The 16114-nt window shown below is 61.2% G+C and carries 11 protein-coding genes and 2 pseudogenes; 7 read left to right on the plus strand and 6 right to left on the minus strand.

Going from position 1 to position 16114, the window contains the following annotated elements; translation table 11 throughout:
• Positions 1–74 precede the first annotated feature (74 nt).
• The 4 genes from PM2_RS17245 to PM2_RS17260 are packed head-to-tail and all read left to right on the plus strand — an operon-like array spanning position 75 to position 3736.
• On the plus strand, positions 75–1013 hold the full coding sequence (locus PM2_RS17245; protein ID WP_016714592.1) for a branched-chain amino acid ABC transporter permease: 939 nt from the start codon (positions 75–77) through the stop codon (positions 1011–1013).
• A 10-nt stretch (positions 1014–1023) separates the two neighbouring features.
• On the plus strand, positions 1024–2253 hold the full coding sequence (locus PM2_RS17250) for an ABC transporter permease subunit (RefSeq protein ID WP_016714591.1): 1230 nt from the start codon (positions 1024–1026) through the stop codon (positions 2251–2253).
• Positions 2250–3023: an ABC transporter ATP-binding protein gene (locus tag PM2_RS17255; protein ID WP_016714590.1), complete on the plus strand. Its 774-nt coding sequence runs from the start codon at positions 2250–2252 to the stop codon at positions 3021–3023. The genes PM2_RS17250 and PM2_RS17255 overlap by 4 nt, the downstream gene beginning before the upstream one ends.
• The gene (locus PM2_RS17260; RefSeq protein ID WP_016714589.1) at positions 3020–3736 is read left to right on the plus strand and encodes an ABC transporter ATP-binding protein; all 717 of its coding nucleotides are present in this window, start codon (positions 3020–3022) and stop codon (positions 3734–3736) included. The genes PM2_RS17255 and PM2_RS17260 overlap by 4 nt, the downstream gene beginning before the upstream one ends.
• Before the next feature lie 131 nt (positions 3737–3867).
• Here PM2_RS17260 and mrdA read toward each other — a convergent pair whose 3' ends face one another.
• On the minus strand, positions 3868–5763 hold the full coding sequence (gene mrdA / locus PM2_RS17265) for a penicillin-binding protein 2 (protein WP_016714588.1): 1896 nt from the start codon (positions 5761–5763) through the stop codon (positions 3868–3870).
• Between the two features lie 636 nt (positions 5764–6399).
• Between mrdA and PM2_RS17270 the strand changes: the two are divergent.
• Positions 6400–6627, plus strand: a pseudogene (locus PM2_RS17270) (OprD family outer membrane porin); the annotation flags it as partial.
• A gap of 148 nt (positions 6628–6775) precedes the next feature.
• Positions 6776–7489: a GntR family transcriptional regulator gene (locus tag PM2_RS17275; protein ID WP_016714586.1), complete on the plus strand. Its 714-nt coding sequence runs from the start codon at positions 6776–6778 to the stop codon at positions 7487–7489.
• Between the two features lie 6 nt (positions 7490–7495).
• Here the strand turns inward: PM2_RS17275 and PM2_RS17280 are convergent, their stop codons facing one another.
• Together PM2_RS17280 and PM2_RS17285 are read right to left on the minus strand one after the other, a co-directional pair.
• Positions 7496–8446, minus strand: a complete 951-nt coding sequence (locus PM2_RS17280; protein ID WP_016714585.1) for a PDR/VanB family oxidoreductase — start codon at positions 8444–8446, stop codon at positions 7496–7498.
• A gap of 12 nt (positions 8447–8458) precedes the next feature.
• Positions 8459–9526 carry a Rieske 2Fe-2S domain-containing protein gene (locus PM2_RS17285; RefSeq protein ID WP_028699307.1) on the minus strand — a complete coding sequence of 356 codons (1068 nt, stop codon included), beginning with the start codon at positions 9524–9526 and terminating at the stop codon, positions 8459–8461.
• A 243-nt stretch (positions 9527–9769) separates the two neighbouring features.
• Here PM2_RS17285 and PM2_RS32085 point away from each other — a divergent pair, with 243 nt between their 5' ends.
• Positions 9770–10024, plus strand: a complete 255-nt coding sequence (locus tag PM2_RS32085) for a hypothetical protein (protein WP_230852965.1) — start codon at positions 9770–9772, stop codon at positions 10022–10024.
• Between the two features lie 504 nt (positions 10025–10528).
• Here the strand turns inward: PM2_RS32085 and PM2_RS30770 are convergent.
• The 3 genes and pseudogenes from PM2_RS30770 to PM2_RS31000 all read right to left on the minus strand — a co-directional run.
• Complete coding sequence (locus tag PM2_RS30770; RefSeq protein ID WP_141745091.1) at positions 10529–10954, minus strand: DUF6756 family protein; 426 nt, start codon at positions 10952–10954, stop codon at positions 10529–10531.
• A gap of 7 nt (positions 10955–10961) precedes the next feature.
• Positions 10962–15575 carry a polymorphic toxin type 47 domain-containing protein gene (locus PM2_RS17295; RefSeq protein WP_141745090.1) on the minus strand — a complete coding sequence of 1538 codons (4614 nt, stop codon included), beginning with the start codon at positions 15573–15575 and terminating at the stop codon, positions 10962–10964.
• 4 nt (positions 15576–15579) lie between these two features.
• A pseudogene (locus PM2_RS31000) lies at positions 15580–16114 on the minus strand (hypothetical protein); the annotation flags it as partial.

Raw genomic sequence — 16114 nt, forward strand, 5'->3', positions numbered from 1 at the left:
ACCTGCCAGGCCTGTCGGCGTGTGGCGCTGAGCCGCCGCGCGCCGACGACAACGCAGTTTCGAGGATTCAGCGCGTGGACGGTAATTTCGATATCTTGTTGCAACAGGTCCTCAACGGCCTGGTGCTGGGCAGCATCTATGCCTTGGTAGCCCTGGGCTACACCATGGTCTACGGCATCATCGGCCTGATCAACTTCGCCCACGGCGAGGTGGTGATGGTTGGCGCCATGGTGACTATTTCGGTACTGACGATGCTTGCTGGCGCAGGTTTTGCCCCCGGGCTCATTACCTTGCTCCTGGCGATCATGGCCGCCGCGGTGGTGTGCATGCTGCTGGCCCAGGGCATGGAAAAGTACGCTTATCGGCCCTTGCGCAAAGCCCCGCGGTTAACCCCGCTGATTCTCGCCATTGGCATCTCCATCGCCCTGCAGAACCTGGCGATGATGATCTGGGGGCGCGGCTACAAGACCTTTCCTGAAGTGGTCGAGACGCAGCCGGTCGACGTGTTCGGCGCCACCGTCACCAACGTGCAGCTGTCGATCATGCTGATTGCCGTGGTGATCATGCTTGGCTTGTGGCTGCTGGTGGACAAGACCCGCCTGGGCAAGGCCATGCGTGCCACCGCGCAAAACCAGGAAGTGGCCGGGTTGATGGGCATCAACATCAACCGCGTGATCAGCGCCACCTTCCTGATCGGCGCCAGCCTGGGTGCCATCGCCGGGGTAATGCGTGCGATCAACTACGGCCAGGCCGATGCCTACATGGGCTTGCTACTGGGCCTGAAGGCGTTCTCGGCGGCGGTGCTGGGCGGTATCGGCAACCTGTTCGGCGCCATGGCCGGCGGCCTGTTGCTGGGGCTGATCGAGTCGCTGGCAGCGGGCTACACCGGCCAGATCACCGGCGGTTTCCTGGGCGCCAACTACCAGGACATCTTCGCCTTCGCGGTGCTGATCCTGGTGTTGCTGTTCCGGCCAAACGGCCTGCTTGGCGAACGCCAGGCCGACCGGGCGTGAGGAGGCGGTCATGAAAAACCTCAAGAGCCAGTACCTGCTGTTGATCCTCGGCTTTATCGCCCTGCCGTTCCTGATCGAGGCCATCCCCATGCTCGGCCCCACCTGGGTGCGCATCCTTGGCTTTGCCATGCTCTACGTGCTGCTGGCGTTGGGCCTGAACATCGTCATCGGTTACGCCGGGCTGCTCGACATGGGCTACATCGGCTTCTACGCCATTGGTGCCTACCTGTACGCACTGCTGGCCTCGCCGCACTTGCAAATGGCCGGCCTGATCGAGGTTGTGCTGGACTGGCCGGTGTGGGTGATCATCCCGCTGGCAGCCGTGGCCGCAGCCATTTGCGGCGTGTTGATCGGGGCGCCAGTGCTCAAGTTGCGCGGCGATTACCTGGCCATCGTCACCCTGGGGTTCGGCGAGATCATCCGCATTTTCATGAACAACCTGGACCAGCCGGTGAACCTCACCAATGGCCCCCAGGGCATCAGCGACATTGCCCCGCTGCACGTCGATTTCGGGCCATGGGCGCATGCGCCGGATGCCGGTGCGGCACCCGTGCTGTCGTTGCAGCAAAGCTGGAGCGTGTTCGGCCTGCAGGTTTCGCCGGTGATCAGCTACTACCTGTTCTTCCTGTTCATCGTCATCCTCTGCATCGTGCTGTCCAAGCGCCTGGAAGTGTCGCGCATCGGCCGTGCCTGGATGGCCCTGCGGGAAGACGAAGTGGCCGCCGAGGCCATGGGCCTGAACAAGCGCAACCTCAAGTTGCTGGCGTTCGCCATGGGCGCGACCTTTGGCGGGGTGTCTGGCGTGCTGTTCTCCAGCTATCAGGGCTTTGTCAGCCCCGAATCGTTCACCCTGATGGAATCGATCATGGTGCTGGCCATGGTAGTGCTCGGCGGCATGGGCTCGATCCGTGGCGTGGTGCTGGGGGCGCTGATCCTGTCGGTGATGCCCGAGCTGTTCCGCGACCTGGTCAACTGGATCCAGCCATGGGTGATGGACAACGTTACCTTCATCAGCCGCGACATCCTGCGCAACGTGCTGGATGCCTCGACCCTGCGCATGCTGGTGTTCGGCCTGGCGTTGATCCTGGTCATGCGTTTCCGGCCCGAAGGGCTGTGGCCGTCCGACCGCCGCCGTGCCGAGCTGCACGAGGGTGAAGTGGAAGCAGAGCCCGCGCCGGTCGTTGCAGTACCTCAACAGGCATCCTTCGAACTCCCGATCAAAGAGGCGGACAAGGCATGAGCGATATCCTTCTCGAACTGCATCAGGTCAGTAAATTCTTCGGTGGCCTGCAGGCACTGCACGGCATCGACCTGAGCATTCGCCGTGGCGAGATTCGGGGGCTGTTGGGCCCTAACGGTGCTGGCAAGACCACCCTGTTCAACGTACTTACCGGCCTGTACCGGGCCGAGAAGGGCCATGTGATGTTCGACGGCTTGCCGCTGCGCATCAGCAAGCCGCACAAGGTGGTGGAGGCGGGTATTTCCCGTACCTTCCAGAACATCCGCCTGTTCCACAACATGACCGCCCTGGAGAACGTGATGATTGGCCGCCATGTGCGTACCCGCAGCGGTGTGTTCGGCGCCATCCTGCGTACCCCGGCCTGCGTGCGTGAAGAGCGCGAAATCCGCCAGGCCGCCCGTTACTGGCTGAATTACGTGGGCATCGGCCACCTGGCCGGCGAGTTGGCCAAGAGCCTGTCCTACGGCGACCAGCGTCGCCTGGAAATCGCCCGGGCACTGGCCACCGAACCCAAGCTGATTGCACTCGACGAGCCGGCTGCAGGCATGAACGCTTCGGAAACCGAAGGCCTGCGCCAACTGATGTGCAAGATGCAGGCGGATGGCAAAACCGTGTTGTTGATCGAGCACGACGTGAAACTGGTGATGGGCCTGTGCGACCACATCACCGTACTTGAATTCGGTCGCAAGATCGCCGACGGCTTGCCGGCCGACGTGCGCAAGGATCCACGCGTGATCGAGGCTTATCTGGGTGCAGAGGCAGTGGCATGAAGAACATTCTGCAAGTGAGCGACCTGAGGGTCAGCTATGGCGCCATCCAGGCCATCAAGGGCATCGACCTGAGGGTGGGCGAGGGTGAGATGGTGGCGCTGATCGGCGCCAACGGCGCGGGCAAGACCACCACCTTGAAAACGCTGGCCGGGCTACTGAAGCCGAGTGCCGGCAGTATCACCTTCGATGGCAAGGCGCATGCGGCGATCAAGGGCCACGACCTGATCCGCGAAGGGCTGGCGCTGGTGCCGGAGGGGCGGGGGATCTTTCCCAAGCTGACGGTGTACGAAAACCTCGAAATGGGCGCCTTCAGCCGGCGCGACGGCAAGGACGCCATCGCTGCCGACATCGAGCGCATGTACGGCATCTTCCCGCGCCTGAAGGAGCGTGCCTTCCAGCTGGCCGGCACCCTGTCGGGTGGCGAGCAGCAGATGTTGGCGATTTCCCGGGCATTGATGGGGCGGCCCAAGCTGCTGTTGCTGGACGAGCCGTCCATGGGGTTGGCGCCGATCATCGTGCAGAAGATTTTCGAAACCATCGTCGAGGTGGTCAAGGGTGGGGTGACGTTGCTGCTGGTGGAGCAGAACGCCCGGCTGGCGCTGCAAACCTGCCAGCGCGCCTACGTGATTGATGGTGGGCGCATCAGCCTGGAAGGCTGCGCCAAGACCCTGCTGCATGACGACCAGGTGAAGAAGGCCTACCTGGGCGAATGATTCACTCACAATGACAAGCCAGTCTGTCCTGGGGTTGAACGTTTGTATCGCCGGCCGCTTCGCGGGCACGCCTGCGAAGAGGCCGGTAAGCCCATGCCTGATTTTCGCCCTGGCGAGGCACCCCAAAATGCTTAAATGTGTGGCGCGCTGTGAGCCGTCACTCCTCCCGCGAACTCAGGCTTCAGATGCCCCTGCTCATCCAGCAGATAAGCATCCATCACCTCCCGCACCACCGGCCCTGCCACCCGGCCTCCCGCCTCACCGTTCTCGATCATCACCGCCACCACCACACTCGGGTGGTCGGCCGGTGCAAAGCCGACAAACAGGGCGTTGTCACGGTGCCGCTCCAGGGTCTTGTTGCGGTTGTAACGTTCGCCCTGCTTGATCGCTACCACCTGCGCGGTACCACTCTTGCCGGCAATCCGGTATTGCGCCCCAGCTGCCGCCGCACGGGCGATGCCGCGCGGGTCGTGCATGACCATCTGCATGCCCTGGCTGACCTGGTCCCAGGCATGTTTATCGTGCAGCACGATGTTGGGCATCGGGTTAGGATCGACTGGCGCATCGCCGCCCACGGTCATCGCCAGGTGCGGGCGGTGCCATACCCCTTTGCTCGCCAGCAGGCTGGTGGCCTGGGCCAGTTGTAGCGGGGTGACCTGCATGTAGCCCTGGCCAATGCCCAGGATCAGCGTTTCGCCCGGGAACCATGCCTGGCGGCGCGTGGCACGCTTCCACTCGGCCGACGGCATCAGCCCGGAGGCTTCCTCGAACATGTCCAGTGATACCTTCTGGCCCAGCCCGAACTCGGCCATGTAGTCGTGCAGGCGGTCGATGCCCAGCTTGTGCGCCAGGTCGTAGAAGTAAGTGTCGTTGGAGCGCATGATGGCGGTGTACATGTCCACCCAGCCGTCGCCGCTGCGGTTCCAGTTGCGGTACTTGTGGTCGTAGTTGGGCAGTTCGTAGTAGCCCGGGTCGAACACCCGGCTGCCCGGGGTGATCACGCCGCTGTCGAGGCCTGCGATGGCTACCTCCGGCTTCACCGTCGAGCCTGGGGCATACAGTCCGCGCAGCACGCGGTTGAACAGCGGGCGGTCGATGGAGTCGCGCAGTTCGGCGTACTGCTTGAAGCTGATGCCTTTTACGAACAGGTTGGGGTCGAAGCTGGGGTTGCTGACCATCGCCAGTACATCGCCATTGGCCGGGTCCAGCACCACCACCGAGCCGCGGCGGTCGCCCAGCGCTTTTTCTGCGGCGATCTGCAGGTGGGCGTCCAGGGTCAGGACGATGTCCTGGCCAGGGGTCGGGGCCTTGTGGTTGAGCACGCGCATCACCCGGCCCTGGGCGTTGGTCTCGACCTCTTCGTAGCCCACGTGGCCGTGCAGTTGGCTTTCGTAGAAGTGTTCGATGCCGGTCTTGCCGATCGATTGGGTGCCTCGGTACTCGGTACTGTCGAGGACCTTGGCTTCTTTCTCGTTGATACGCCCCACATAGCCTACCGAATGGGCGAAATGTTCGGCCAGCGGGTACTCGCGGATGAACTGCGGCTCCACCTCAAGGCCTGGCAGGCGGAACTGGTTCACGGCCACCAGGGCGATCTGCTCTTCGCTCAAGCCCACCATCAAGGTTACGGGCTCGAACGGTTTGCGACCCCGGCGCAGGTCCCTGTCGAACTGCTTGCGGTCGTCCTCGGTCAGGCCCAGTACCTGGGTCAGGGCATCGAGCACCTTGGCCGTATCGCCACCGGCCCGCTCGCGCGTCATGGTCAGGTCGAAGCTGGGTTTGTTGTCAGCCAGTACCACGCCGTTTCGGTCGTAGATCAGCCCGCGTTCGGGGGCGATGGGCAGTACGTGTACGCGGTTGTTTTCCGACACGGCGGTCTGCTGGTCGTGCTGCAGCACCTGCAATACGTACAGCCGTCCCACCAGAACGGCACACAGGCTGAACACCAGGGCGGCGCAGGCCAGAAGCCGGCGGTTGACCAGGTGCTTTTCCTTTTCGTGGTCCTTGAGGGGGATGGGCTGTGGCATCGGGGCTCTTCTTTCTACGGGTATCGCGTTGGCTGTGCGGGCGCGCGAACGGGCGGGGGATGCTACGCAACACGCCCCGCCGCCTCAAGGTGAGTGGCGCCCATCAGAAAGCGGGTAGGGGCTGTGTGCCCCGTGATCAGGGCGCTGGCGCACATCATGAAGATTTGTTCATGGCTAACCCTTGGTGATAAGGATTGAGGTCGATTTTGGTGTATTTATGGATCCATAAATAAAATTTGTGCGATAAACGAACACGAAATCTTTTTCGGTATAAATATGTAAGCTGCTGAAATTAATTAATAAAATTGATTTTTTGTCGTTTTATTTCTTTGTTCACCGCGTTACACCCTGAGCCTCCACCGCTGAAGTGATTGTTTGTGGATCCACTATCCGGTTGATTAGCGCCTGACAACGGCCGGATCCCTCCAGCCGTATGCGACAACAATTACAAAAAGGGTCCAGTCATGACTGGTTTTCCAGGGCTACGGAACCGGCAGGTGACCTTGTGAATGCCGATCTCAAGCAACGCCTGGACAACGACCCGATGGGCCGCTTCAGTGCCTGGCCATTGGTATTTGCATCATTCTCAACATGATCGATGGCTTCGACGTGCTGGTGATGGCCTCGCGCAGTGGCCACACGCTGTACCTGGGGTTGCAGAAGGTCAGTGGCGACAGCCAGTGGATGTCGGTGTACGGCAGCAGTGGCAAGGAGTGGGAGCGCGATACCGAAGTGAACTACACCTTCCAGAGCGGGGCGTTGAAAAACCTCAACATCCGGCTGAATAACGCGACCAACCGGCGTAGCTTCAACAGTGATTTCGACCAGACCCGCCTGATCGTCAGCTATCCGCTGTCGCTATAAAAGCTTGCACCGCGCCGCCTTGAAGGCACTGGGGCTGCGCAGCAGCCCCAATGATACGCCGCACTGTCTCTGGTATTGCCCGAACAAGCCAACAGCACCTCCCCGCCTTACGCTAAGATGCCCGCTCATGTCCCTGGAAGTCGCCCGGATGAGCAAGCCTGGTCAAATGGTGCTGGTCGCGTTGCGCAAGATGATCGCCTCGGGCGAGCTTGCAGCTGGCGAGCGCTTGATGGAAGTCCCCACCGCTGAACTGTTCGGCGTGTCACGCATGCCGGTGCGTATGGCGTTTCGCACCCTTGAGCAGGAAGGCCTGCTGGTGCGTTTTGGCGGTCGGGGTTTTCAGGTGCGCTCGGTCAGTGCCGATGACATCGCCGGCGCAGTCGAGGTACGCGGCGTACTGGAAGGCCTGGCTGCCCGCCAGGCTGCGGAACGTGGCCTGTCAGCCCAGGCCCGCGAAGCGCTGCAACGCTGCCTGGTCGAAGGCGACCAGTTGTTCGACAAGGGCTTCGTTACCGAAGAAGACCTGCAGGCCTACCACGACCTCAACATGCGCTTTCACCAGGTCATCATCGAAGCCAGCCACAACCCGGCCATCGCCGATGCCCTGGCGCGCAACGATCACCTGCCGTTTGCCTCCGTCACAGCGCTGGCCGTGGACCGCCACGACCTGGCCCGCGAATACCGGCGCTTCAACTTCGCGCACATGCAACACCACGCGGCGTTCGATGCCTTGGTCAATCGCCAGGGTGCCCGCGCCGAAGCCATTATGCGCGAGCACGCCAACGCCACCTTGCGCTACGCCGAAACCTTCGGCGGGGCAACGGTGGAAGAGGGCATGAAGGTGATTCTGCCCTCGTCGTAGGCCGGCTCAGATGTCCAGCACCAGCAGAGGTGTTTTCGAGCGCGAGCAGCAGGGCGTGAACTGATCGTTCAGCGCCTGCTCTTCTTCGGTGAGGAACATGTCGCGATGGTCTGGCGTGCCTTGCAGCACGCGCGTCAGGCAGGTGCCGCAAATGCCCTGTTCGCACGACATCGCAATCTCGATGCCGTGCTGCTCCAGCACCTGCACCACTGTCTGGTTGGCGGGTACCTCGAACACCTGGCCGGTGCTGCCGACCTGTACCGAGAAACTGCCGTCGTTGCTGGCATCCACCGGCGCTGCGGCAAAATATTCCCGATGCAGGCACGCCTCCTGCCAACCCAGGCCCCTGGCGCTGTCCAGCACATGCTGCATGAAACCACCCGGCCCACACACATACAGGTGTACATCCGGCTGCGGGTTATCCAGCACCCGGGCAATGTCCAGTGCCGTTTCCGGCTGCTCATCAAAATGCACGAACAGGCGGTCGGCGAAAGGCGCTTTACGAATGCGTTCAACAAAGGCGGCACGCTCACTCGAGCGGGCGCAGTAGTGCAGTTCGAAATCCCCACCGCTTTGCGCCAGCTGCTCGGCCATGCACAGGATCGGGGTAATCCCGATGCCTCCCGCAAACAGCACACTGCGCCGCGCCCCTTCCGCGAGCGGGAACAGGTTGCGGGGTTCGCTGATGCGCAGGCTTGCGCCGGCCTGTACCTGCTCGTGCAGGCGGCGTGAACCACCCCGCGAGGCCGGGTCGTTGAGCACACCGATCAGGTAGCGGTGGCGCTCTTCGGGGTGGTTGCACAAGGAATACTGGCGCACCAGCCCATCGGGCAAATGCACATCTATGTGCGAGCCAGCGCTGAACGCGGGCAGCAGGCTGCCATCCGCCGCTGCCAGCTCGAAGCTGCAAATGCCCTGCGCTTCATCGTTGCGGGAAACCACTACGGCATCGATCATCTTGGCTTCTCCTCAGGCAGGGGTAGCGCTGGTGGCAATCAGTTGTGGTTGCGGCATGCGCTCTTTGGCAATCAGCCGCTCCAGGATCTTGCGCGACTGCACGCCACCGGCATCGATGTTCAGCTTCAGCAGGTTGCGTTCCGGGTAGGCCAACAGGTTCTGTTGCTGCCGCTCCAGCATCTCCAGGTCTTCGCTGAAGATCTTGCCCTGGCCTTCCCGGATGTTATCGGTCAGGGCATGGTCCTGCGCCGCGAAATTGCGCGCCATGCCCCAGAAGTACCAGATCGAGGTGTCGCTCTCTGGCGTGATGAAGTCCACCACGATGCTCGACGCCTTGTGCTGCGCATCCGCGTGATAGCCCCCTTTGCCGGCATGCGCTACGCCTACTTCAATCAGCACATGGCTGGGCGGGGTGAAGCGGCAGATCTGCCAGCGGTCCACGGGTACATCGTCTGCCAGCCCGTTGCCACGTAGGGCCATGCGCCAGAAGGGCGGCGCCATGATGTTTTCCATGTGCCGGGCGGTGACCACTTCGTTGCCGGTGACGGTGGTGACGGGCGGCGCCTCGTCGATTTCCTTCTGGCCGATGCTGGAGGCGTGCACGTAGGTTTCGTGGGTGAGGTCCATCAGGTTGTCGATCATCAGGCGGTAGTCGCAACCGATATGGAACAGCCCACCGCCATAGGCCCACTCTTCATTGACGGCCCAATCCAGGTGCGGGATCAGCGCCGGGTCGGCCAACGCCTGGTCGCCGGGCCAGACCCAGATGAAGCCGTAGAGCTCGACGGCGGCGAAGGTTTTGTTGCAGGGAAAGCCCCGTACCCGCTGGCCCGGCATCGACACGGTCTTGCCATCGCAGCCCATCACCAGGCCGTGGTAACCACACACCAGGTTGCCGTTTTCAACGTAACCCAGCGACAACGGCGCACCACGGTGCGGGCAGAAGTCCTCGACGGCGGCCACGCGGTTTTCCTGGGCGCGGTAGAACACGATCTTCTCGCCGCAGATCTGCCGGCCCAAGGGTTTGGTGGCGATTTCGTCTGGGGTGCAGGCTACGTACCAGGTGTTTTTGGGGTACATGAAGGAGGCTCTCCGGGTTTTGTTTTTATTTAATGGATCCATTAGAGCCAGTGGTGCTATCCATGGTCAACAGTAAATAAGGCGTTTAATGATATTATGTGCGATTATCGGATTTTGTATGGATCCATTGTGCGTGTCACGATGCTTTCCCTGTAGGAGCGGGTTCACCCGCGAACACCGGCGTAGCCGGTGCCATGCACCGCGTTGCCTCTTCGCGCATAGTCGCGTACCGCTATTCGGGTGGTGGCGCTGGCGGATCAGCCCGGCTTCGTTGTAGTCCCAGCGGGTGCGGCGGTGCAGGGCGTCGGTGTAGCTGAGCAGGCGGCCTTCGGCGTCGTGCTCGAAGCGATCTTCGGTCTTGTCGGGGTAGACCAGGCGGCTGAGGTGACCGGCGTTGTAGTGGTACTCGGTGGCTTCCCCGGCGCATTGACGGTTTTGCTCAGTTGGCCGAGCGCGTCGTACTTCAACAGCGTGGTCTTGCCCGAGCAGTCGGTATAGCTGGCCAGCTGGCCGTCGCGGGTGTAGCTGAGGGTTTTCTCGCCGCCGTTGGCGTCGAGGATGGCGGTGGGCAGGTTGTCGCGGTTGTAGGTGTACCGGGTTTTGTTCTCCAGCGGGTCGAGGGTTTCGAGAAGTTTGATGCGACGATCAAGATGTAGCTCAATCGAACTTCATTTCGATACTGCGTCGACCCGCAGAAATGTAAATTTTTAAAGAGCTGTTAAATCTGTTAGGTGTAGATGGTTATGCTTTTGGGGTGAGCGGTTAGTGTTATATGGTTTGATAATTTCCTGGTCGTGTTTTTGTGAGTGCGGGATGTGGTAGATGTTCTAAGCGTTTTTGCCTATGTGGTACTCGTGGTGATGAATGAATAAAGTTTCCTGGTTTTTCAAGAAGGTCTGAGGAAGTGACTCGGCTGCGGAGCATCGACTGATGCTCCGATCAGAGAATGATAGAAATATGTTTGTAGGTTTTATGTGTATAATTATTTCGTTTGCTGGCTTTCTATAGTTCTGGTGCGTTGCAGAAGATCAGATCACCATGGTCGTTTTCAGCTATCATCCACTTTAATTGTTTGTTGACTATGTAGTATTCAAAATATCTACAGTCGTCAAGTACTGATGGTATACAGTTAAGTGGCAAGCTAAAGAGAAACTTTTCTTCGTTGTCTTCATCTGCTATCAGCCATACATCTTCCTCCTGGTTAGGTGCTAGCTCACATAGGTGAAGGTATCCAGTGTTGTCATTATAAGTTTGTATTTTAGGTTTTGAAATTAACGATGCCCACCATGCTCGAGGGTTTCCTTTGATGAAAACTGATTGTATTTTTGATAGGATTTCTTTCTTTTGTATAGGCTCTGTGCGTGCAAGCTCTTGCTTGTCTAGCGCTTGAAGTATTTCTTGAATGAGTGTTAACGAATCCGAATTCATGGTGACCTCACTTTTCGTCTGCGCGATGAGGATGTTGCGGACCAGGATATGTGATGTTTCCTCTGTCGCCACAACCGCATTTGCTTCGTTTACCGGCTGTTTGCCAGCCAACGTGCGGCTTGTCATGCCCGCTCTTTGGATCCATGTCAGCATGAGGGGCGTCATATGCAACCTTACTACCTCCTGGTCCCTTGAACTCAACCACTGTGCCTGTAGTAGTGTCGATTTTCGAAAATACAACCCGGTCGGGATCATCCATTCCCGCATTTTTAAATGCTTGTCGTCTTGCGGTATCAAAGTCTGCGGCATGGCTTAGTTTAGCAAGACCGAAAGGGTCAACCCATTGGGCAGGATTTTGGACGTAACCATATATGTTCAGTCCACCCAAAAAGCCGATCGGATCTTTGGCTATGAATCGTCCGATAACAGGGTCGTAGTACCGATACCGGTTGTAATGCAGCCCCGTCTCAACATCCCAGTACTGTCCCTGAAAGCGTAGCGGATTCCGTATCTCCGCCCACATCGCCTTTTCGCTGCGCTTTTCCTCCGCCAACCCCCAGGCCTTGTACGTCCCGCTCCAGGCTATCTCCCCATCCTCACCCGTCAGCTCCATCGGCGTGCCCAGGTGGTCACACTGGTACCAGGCCAGCGCACCAAACGGCTTCGGTTTCGGCTTATGCAACCACACCGGATCCTTGTCGATGTCATACGGAAACACATACACCGGCTGCGGTATCAGCTCGACCACGTGGTTGGACACCGCCTGTGCCACCGGCACAAAGGTCCCTGGTTCAAACACGTAATGGGTACTGTGGCCTTTTCCGTCCCGGTCCCGGCACTCAAACGCCAGCGTGTCGCCTTCCCACACGTACCAGGTGAATCCGCAGCCCAGTTCCTCATCGCGTTGCCGCCGCGCGTTCTGGTTCCACACCGGCCCGGCCTGGGGCCGGTCGCGGTATTTGGAGCGGGAGTATTTGTACAGCCGGCGCCCCAGCGCATCGTAGTCAAAGCTGGCAGTCAGGCGGTCATCTTCGTACCGCCGCAGGCGGTTGAAGAGGTCCCAGACAAAGTGGCCGCGCTTGCCGTTCTCGCTCCGCTCCAGCAGGTTGCCGCGTTCGTCGTAGCGGTACTGCGTGCCGCAATAGCTGCGCAACACGTTGTCGTTCAGCCGTCGCGGCGAGTGCGGATTGGGACCGGGCGGGGCCTGTGGGTCCAGCAGGTTGCTGGCCGGGTCGAAGGCGAACAGCTCTTGCTTGCGGCGGTTGCCTGCTTCCAGCAGGCGGCCGAGGGGGTCGTAGCGGTAGAAGGTATTGTCTCGCTGCAGGTCCTTGATGTGGGTGAGCTGGCCGCTGGCGTCGTATGCATAGTCGCGTACCGCGATTCGGGTGGTGGCCCCATGCCGGGCCAGGGTTTGCTGCTGCAACTGGCCGTTAGGCGTCCAGCGCTGGCGTTGAATCAGGCCGTTGCCTTGCTCCCGGCCGATTTCCCGGTGCAGGTCGTCGCGCTGGTAGCTGAGCAGTTCGCGGTCGTCGAGCTTGAGGCTGAGCAGGTGGCCGCTGCCATAGGTCAGCCAGCTGACGCGGTGGCCGTCGGGGCGGGTGGTGGCGATGCGCAGGTTGAGGGCGTCGTACTCGTGGGTGAAGACCGCGACCGTTGGTTGCTTCGCGTACTTGAAGTGCTGGTGCTCGCGGGTGTTGTTGCCGGCCTTGTCGTAGAACCATTGCAGTTTGCAGGCCTGGTTTTCGGCGATCAGCAGGTTGCCATTGCCGTCGTAGGCGAAGGTTTCGACCTCCCACACCTTGCCGCCACGGGCACCGGCCCGGCGTTCCACCAGGCGGCCCATGGCATCGTAGGCGAAGCGGGTGATGCGGTCGCCGTCGAGGCGGCGGGTGGGCTGGTTGCTGCTGTGGTCGTAGAAGTAGTCGGTGGCCTGCTGGTCGAAGCCGGTTTCCCGGGTCAGGCGGCCTGCGGGGTCGTACTTGAAGCTGGCTTCGCTGTTGTTCTCGTTGCGCAGGCGTTCAAGCTGGCCGAGTTTGTCCCAGTGGTAGGTGAGGGTGGTGTCGTCGGGGTGGTGGCGCTGGCGGATCAGCCCGGCTTCGTTGTAGTCCCAGCGGGTGCGGCGGTGCAGGGCGTCGGTGTAGCTGAGCAGGCGGCCTTCGGCGTCGTGCTCGAAGCGGTCTTCGGTCTTGTCGGGGTAGACCAGGCGGCTGAGGTGACCGGCGTTGTAGTGGTACTCGGTGGCTTCCCCGGCGGCATTGACGGTTTTGCTCAGTTGACCGAGCGCGTCGTACTTCAACAGCGTGGTCTTGCCTGAGCAGTCGGTGTAGCTGGCCAGCTGGCCGTCGCGGGTGTAGCTGAGGGTTTTCTCGCCGCCGTTGGCGTCGAGGATGGCGGTGGGCAGGTTGTCGCGGTTGTAGGTGTACTGGGTTTTGTTCTCCAGCGGGTCGAGGGTTTCGATGATGTTGCCGCGTTGGTCGTAGTCGTACTTCCACAACCCGCCCTCGGCATCGAGGGTCTTGAAGCGCTGGTCGAGGTCGTCGTAGGCGTGGTGCACCATCGAGCCGTCGGGGCGGGTGTGTTGAAGCAGGTTGCCGCGCTCGTCATGGATGTAGCGGTCGATGCTGCCGTCGGTATGCACATGCTGGATGACGTTCTTGGCGTCGTCGCGCAGCAGCCATTCTTCGTTGCCGTCCGGGTGGATGATGCGATAGGTGTAGCCCAGGTAGTCGTAGTAGTGGCGGGTTTCCTGGCCGAGGGCGTCGGTGACGGTGGTCAGGCGGATATGCGGGTTCCATTTCAGGCGTGTGTCGAAGCTGCCGTCATCGGCCCATTCGCGTACGGCCTTGGCATCCGCGCCGTCGCCCAGCCATTCAAGGTTGATACCCCGTTCGGTGCGGTCGGTGTAGCGCGTCACCAGGTGGTGCTGGTACTGGTAGTTCCACTGCGCCCCGTGTTCATCGCGTGCTGTGCGCAGGTCGCCGTGCTCGTCGTGGTCGTAGCCGGCCAACTGGCGCGCCTGGCGGCCATCCTGCATTAACCAGAGGGCATGAATGCGGCCTTGCTCGTCGAGCTGGGTCTGCACATGCCGGTGCTGGTGTTCATCCTGATAGGTGATCAGGTCGGAGAGCACCGCCTTGCCCGCGTGCTGATGCTCGTAATGCAGGGCAATGCGTGCACCGCCGCGCTCGATGATGCCGACCAGGCGGAAACCATCACCCTCGCGCACGTAGTGTTCATGGCGTCGATGACCGTGGGCCAGGGCCAGGCGGTGTTCATCGACCCGGATCAGGAGTGTTTTTTCCACCGGGTCGTAGACGGGTTTGCCCTCCTTGGGCAGGGCGTAAAGGTGCGTGCGGCCATCGTCGGCGTGGTACAGCACACCCTCGTCGACAACATCGAAACGCATCGAGAACGGTGTGATCCAGCGCGCACCGAACTCGCCGCTGTCATAGGCGTCCAGGCTGGAGCGGTAGGTGCGCGCCCAGGTGATGGGAAACACGCCCGGCAGGTTGAAGTCGGTGTGCACGAGGGTTTCGGTACCGCGGGCATAACTGATGCTCTTGCTGGTGCCGGGGCAGGTGCCGTTGAGGTTGCAGCGCGGGTCGTTTTTGGGGCGGGCTTCGTGGTGAGTGGCCTCGATACGGCTTTCCGTGCCTGTGTGCCTGGCCACCCCCGAGCCGTGTGCCGGGGTGTTGACCGAGATCCGGCGCGCGGGCCTTCGCTTGCTCAGGCCGGCATTGAGCTGAGCCAGCAGCCAGGCGATGCTGTTTTGTGTGGCCGGGTTGGCGAGTGCAGTGAGCATTTGCCGGATCAGTTGGGCAAGCCCCCTGAGCACGGCGGTATGCGGCTGAACCCGTCTCAGGACCCAGCCACCGCTGTTGCTCGCAGCGGCCTTGTAGGCCTCCGTAGCCCCGTACTGGATTGCACCGGCTGCGGTGCTGATGACGGCGCCCGCCCGCGTCAGCAGGTCCCAGGCGGACGGCTCTTGAATGGGGGCGTAAATGGCCTGGGCGCTGTTGACGATGGCCTTGCGTTGCTGGGTAGTGTCGATCTCACCCTTGGCGATGCGTTCGATCGTGTCCGCCAGGCTGTTGAGGGTCTGGAAGCCGGTGTTGGCGGCATTGTTGAGGATGCCGGGCAGTTCGGTTTCGGCCCGCGCGACGAAGGTTTCGATTTCGCCCATCAGCGTGGCGCTGAGGTGGCCGACCATGATGCTGATCACGGCCTCGGCGAAGTCGCCCTTGTTTTTCTTCAGCTGCTGGCGGGTGAGGAACAGCACCGGGCGCAGGGTCATCCGTGCGGCGGCCATGGTCGGCGGGACGGGCACCACGCCGATCAGGTTGATGCCCAGGCTGGCCCAGTCCAGCGGGTCGCGGGAGCCGGTTCTGCTCAGGTGAATGATGTCGCCCAGTGCGTCGAACAGGGCGACGATGTTGCCCACGATCGGCACGGCGCCGGCCCAGGCTTTGACGGTGGCCAGGTCGATCTGGTTGGCACTGAGGTCCAGTAGCCACTCGTTGACGATGTTTTCGCCTTGGCCCAGGTCTTGCGCGACCAGGTTGTTGAGGGGGACGAGGGCGACTTCGCGTTCTTCGATGGCTTTTTTGTCCTGTGCATTCATGGCATCAGCTCCCTTCCTGGGTGAGTGATTTGGCCACGTGACCGGCAGTGCCGAGCTGGGAGATGGGTGACGCAGAAAGGGCGGTGGTATCTAGCGAGGCGTTCAATAGCTGTGCCCCATGCTTGGCGAAGCCCTCGTTACCCTGGAATGCCCGGGGAGCTTCAGGTGCGGCAACTGAGCCTGAAAAATCCTTTTTCAGGTTGTCGAAGTAGCTGCCGGCGCCCCATGGGTCAGCTGGGTCTTTCTCCAGTTCAACAGCGGTGGGACCAGGGCTGACAGCGGCTACCGCCGCGAACCCGTTAGCGTCCAGCGTGCCTTTGAGGACTTGGCCCAGTGCGTCCTCTACCTGATAGGCCGCACCTTTCAAGGGGCGGTTGTTGGCGTAGTTTCGGAACAGGTCGAGATTGCCCTTGTCCGTTTTGAGTTCGGTCGGGAAGGTGGCTGTCTGACTTTGCGCAGTGGTGTAGATGAAATCGGTCGCATGCGCGGTGTATTGCCCGGCGGTGGCGTGAACTATCCCGCTGGCGTTGTAGGTCGTG

The sequence above is a fragment of the Pseudomonas monteilii NBRC 103158 = DSM 14164 genome (assembly GCF_000730605.1).
GTDB classification, from domain to species: domain Bacteria; phylum Pseudomonadota; class Gammaproteobacteria; order Pseudomonadales; family Pseudomonadaceae; genus Aquipseudomonas; species Aquipseudomonas monteilii.

Excerpts from the sequence above, each read along its gene's own strand:
- PM2_RS30770 (WP_141745091.1), bottom strand. The coding sequence starts at position 10,954 with ATGAATTCGGATTCGTTAACACTCATTCAAGAAATACTTCAAGCGCTA.
- PM2_RS17280 (WP_016714585.1), bottom strand. The coding sequence starts at position 8,446 with ATGATCGATGCCGTAGTGGTTTCCCGCAACGATGAAGCGCAGGGCATT.
- PM2_RS17260 (WP_016714589.1), top strand. The coding sequence starts at position 3,020 with ATGAAGAACATTCTGCAAGTGAGCGACCTGAGGGTCAGCTATGGCGCC.
- PM2_RS17285 (WP_028699307.1), bottom strand. The coding sequence starts at position 9,526 with ATGTACCCCAAAAACACCTGGTACGTAGCCTGCACCCCAGACGAAATC.
- PM2_RS17255 (WP_016714590.1), top strand. The coding sequence starts at position 2,250 with ATGAGCGATATCCTTCTCGAACTGCATCAGGTCAGTAAATTCTTCGGT.
- PM2_RS17250 (WP_016714591.1), top strand. The coding sequence starts at position 1,024 with ATGAAAAACCTCAAGAGCCAGTACCTGCTGTTGATCCTCGGCTTTATC.
- mrdA (WP_016714588.1), bottom strand. The coding sequence starts at position 5,763 with ATGCCACAGCCCATCCCCCTCAAGGACCACGAAAAGGAAAAGCACCTG.
- PM2_RS17295 (WP_141745090.1), bottom strand. The coding sequence starts at position 15,575 with ATGAATGCACAGGACAAAAAAGCCATCGAAGAACGCGAAGTCGCCCTC.
- PM2_RS17275 (WP_016714586.1), top strand. The coding sequence starts at position 6,776 with ATGAGCAAGCCTGGTCAAATGGTGCTGGTCGCGTTGCGCAAGATGATC.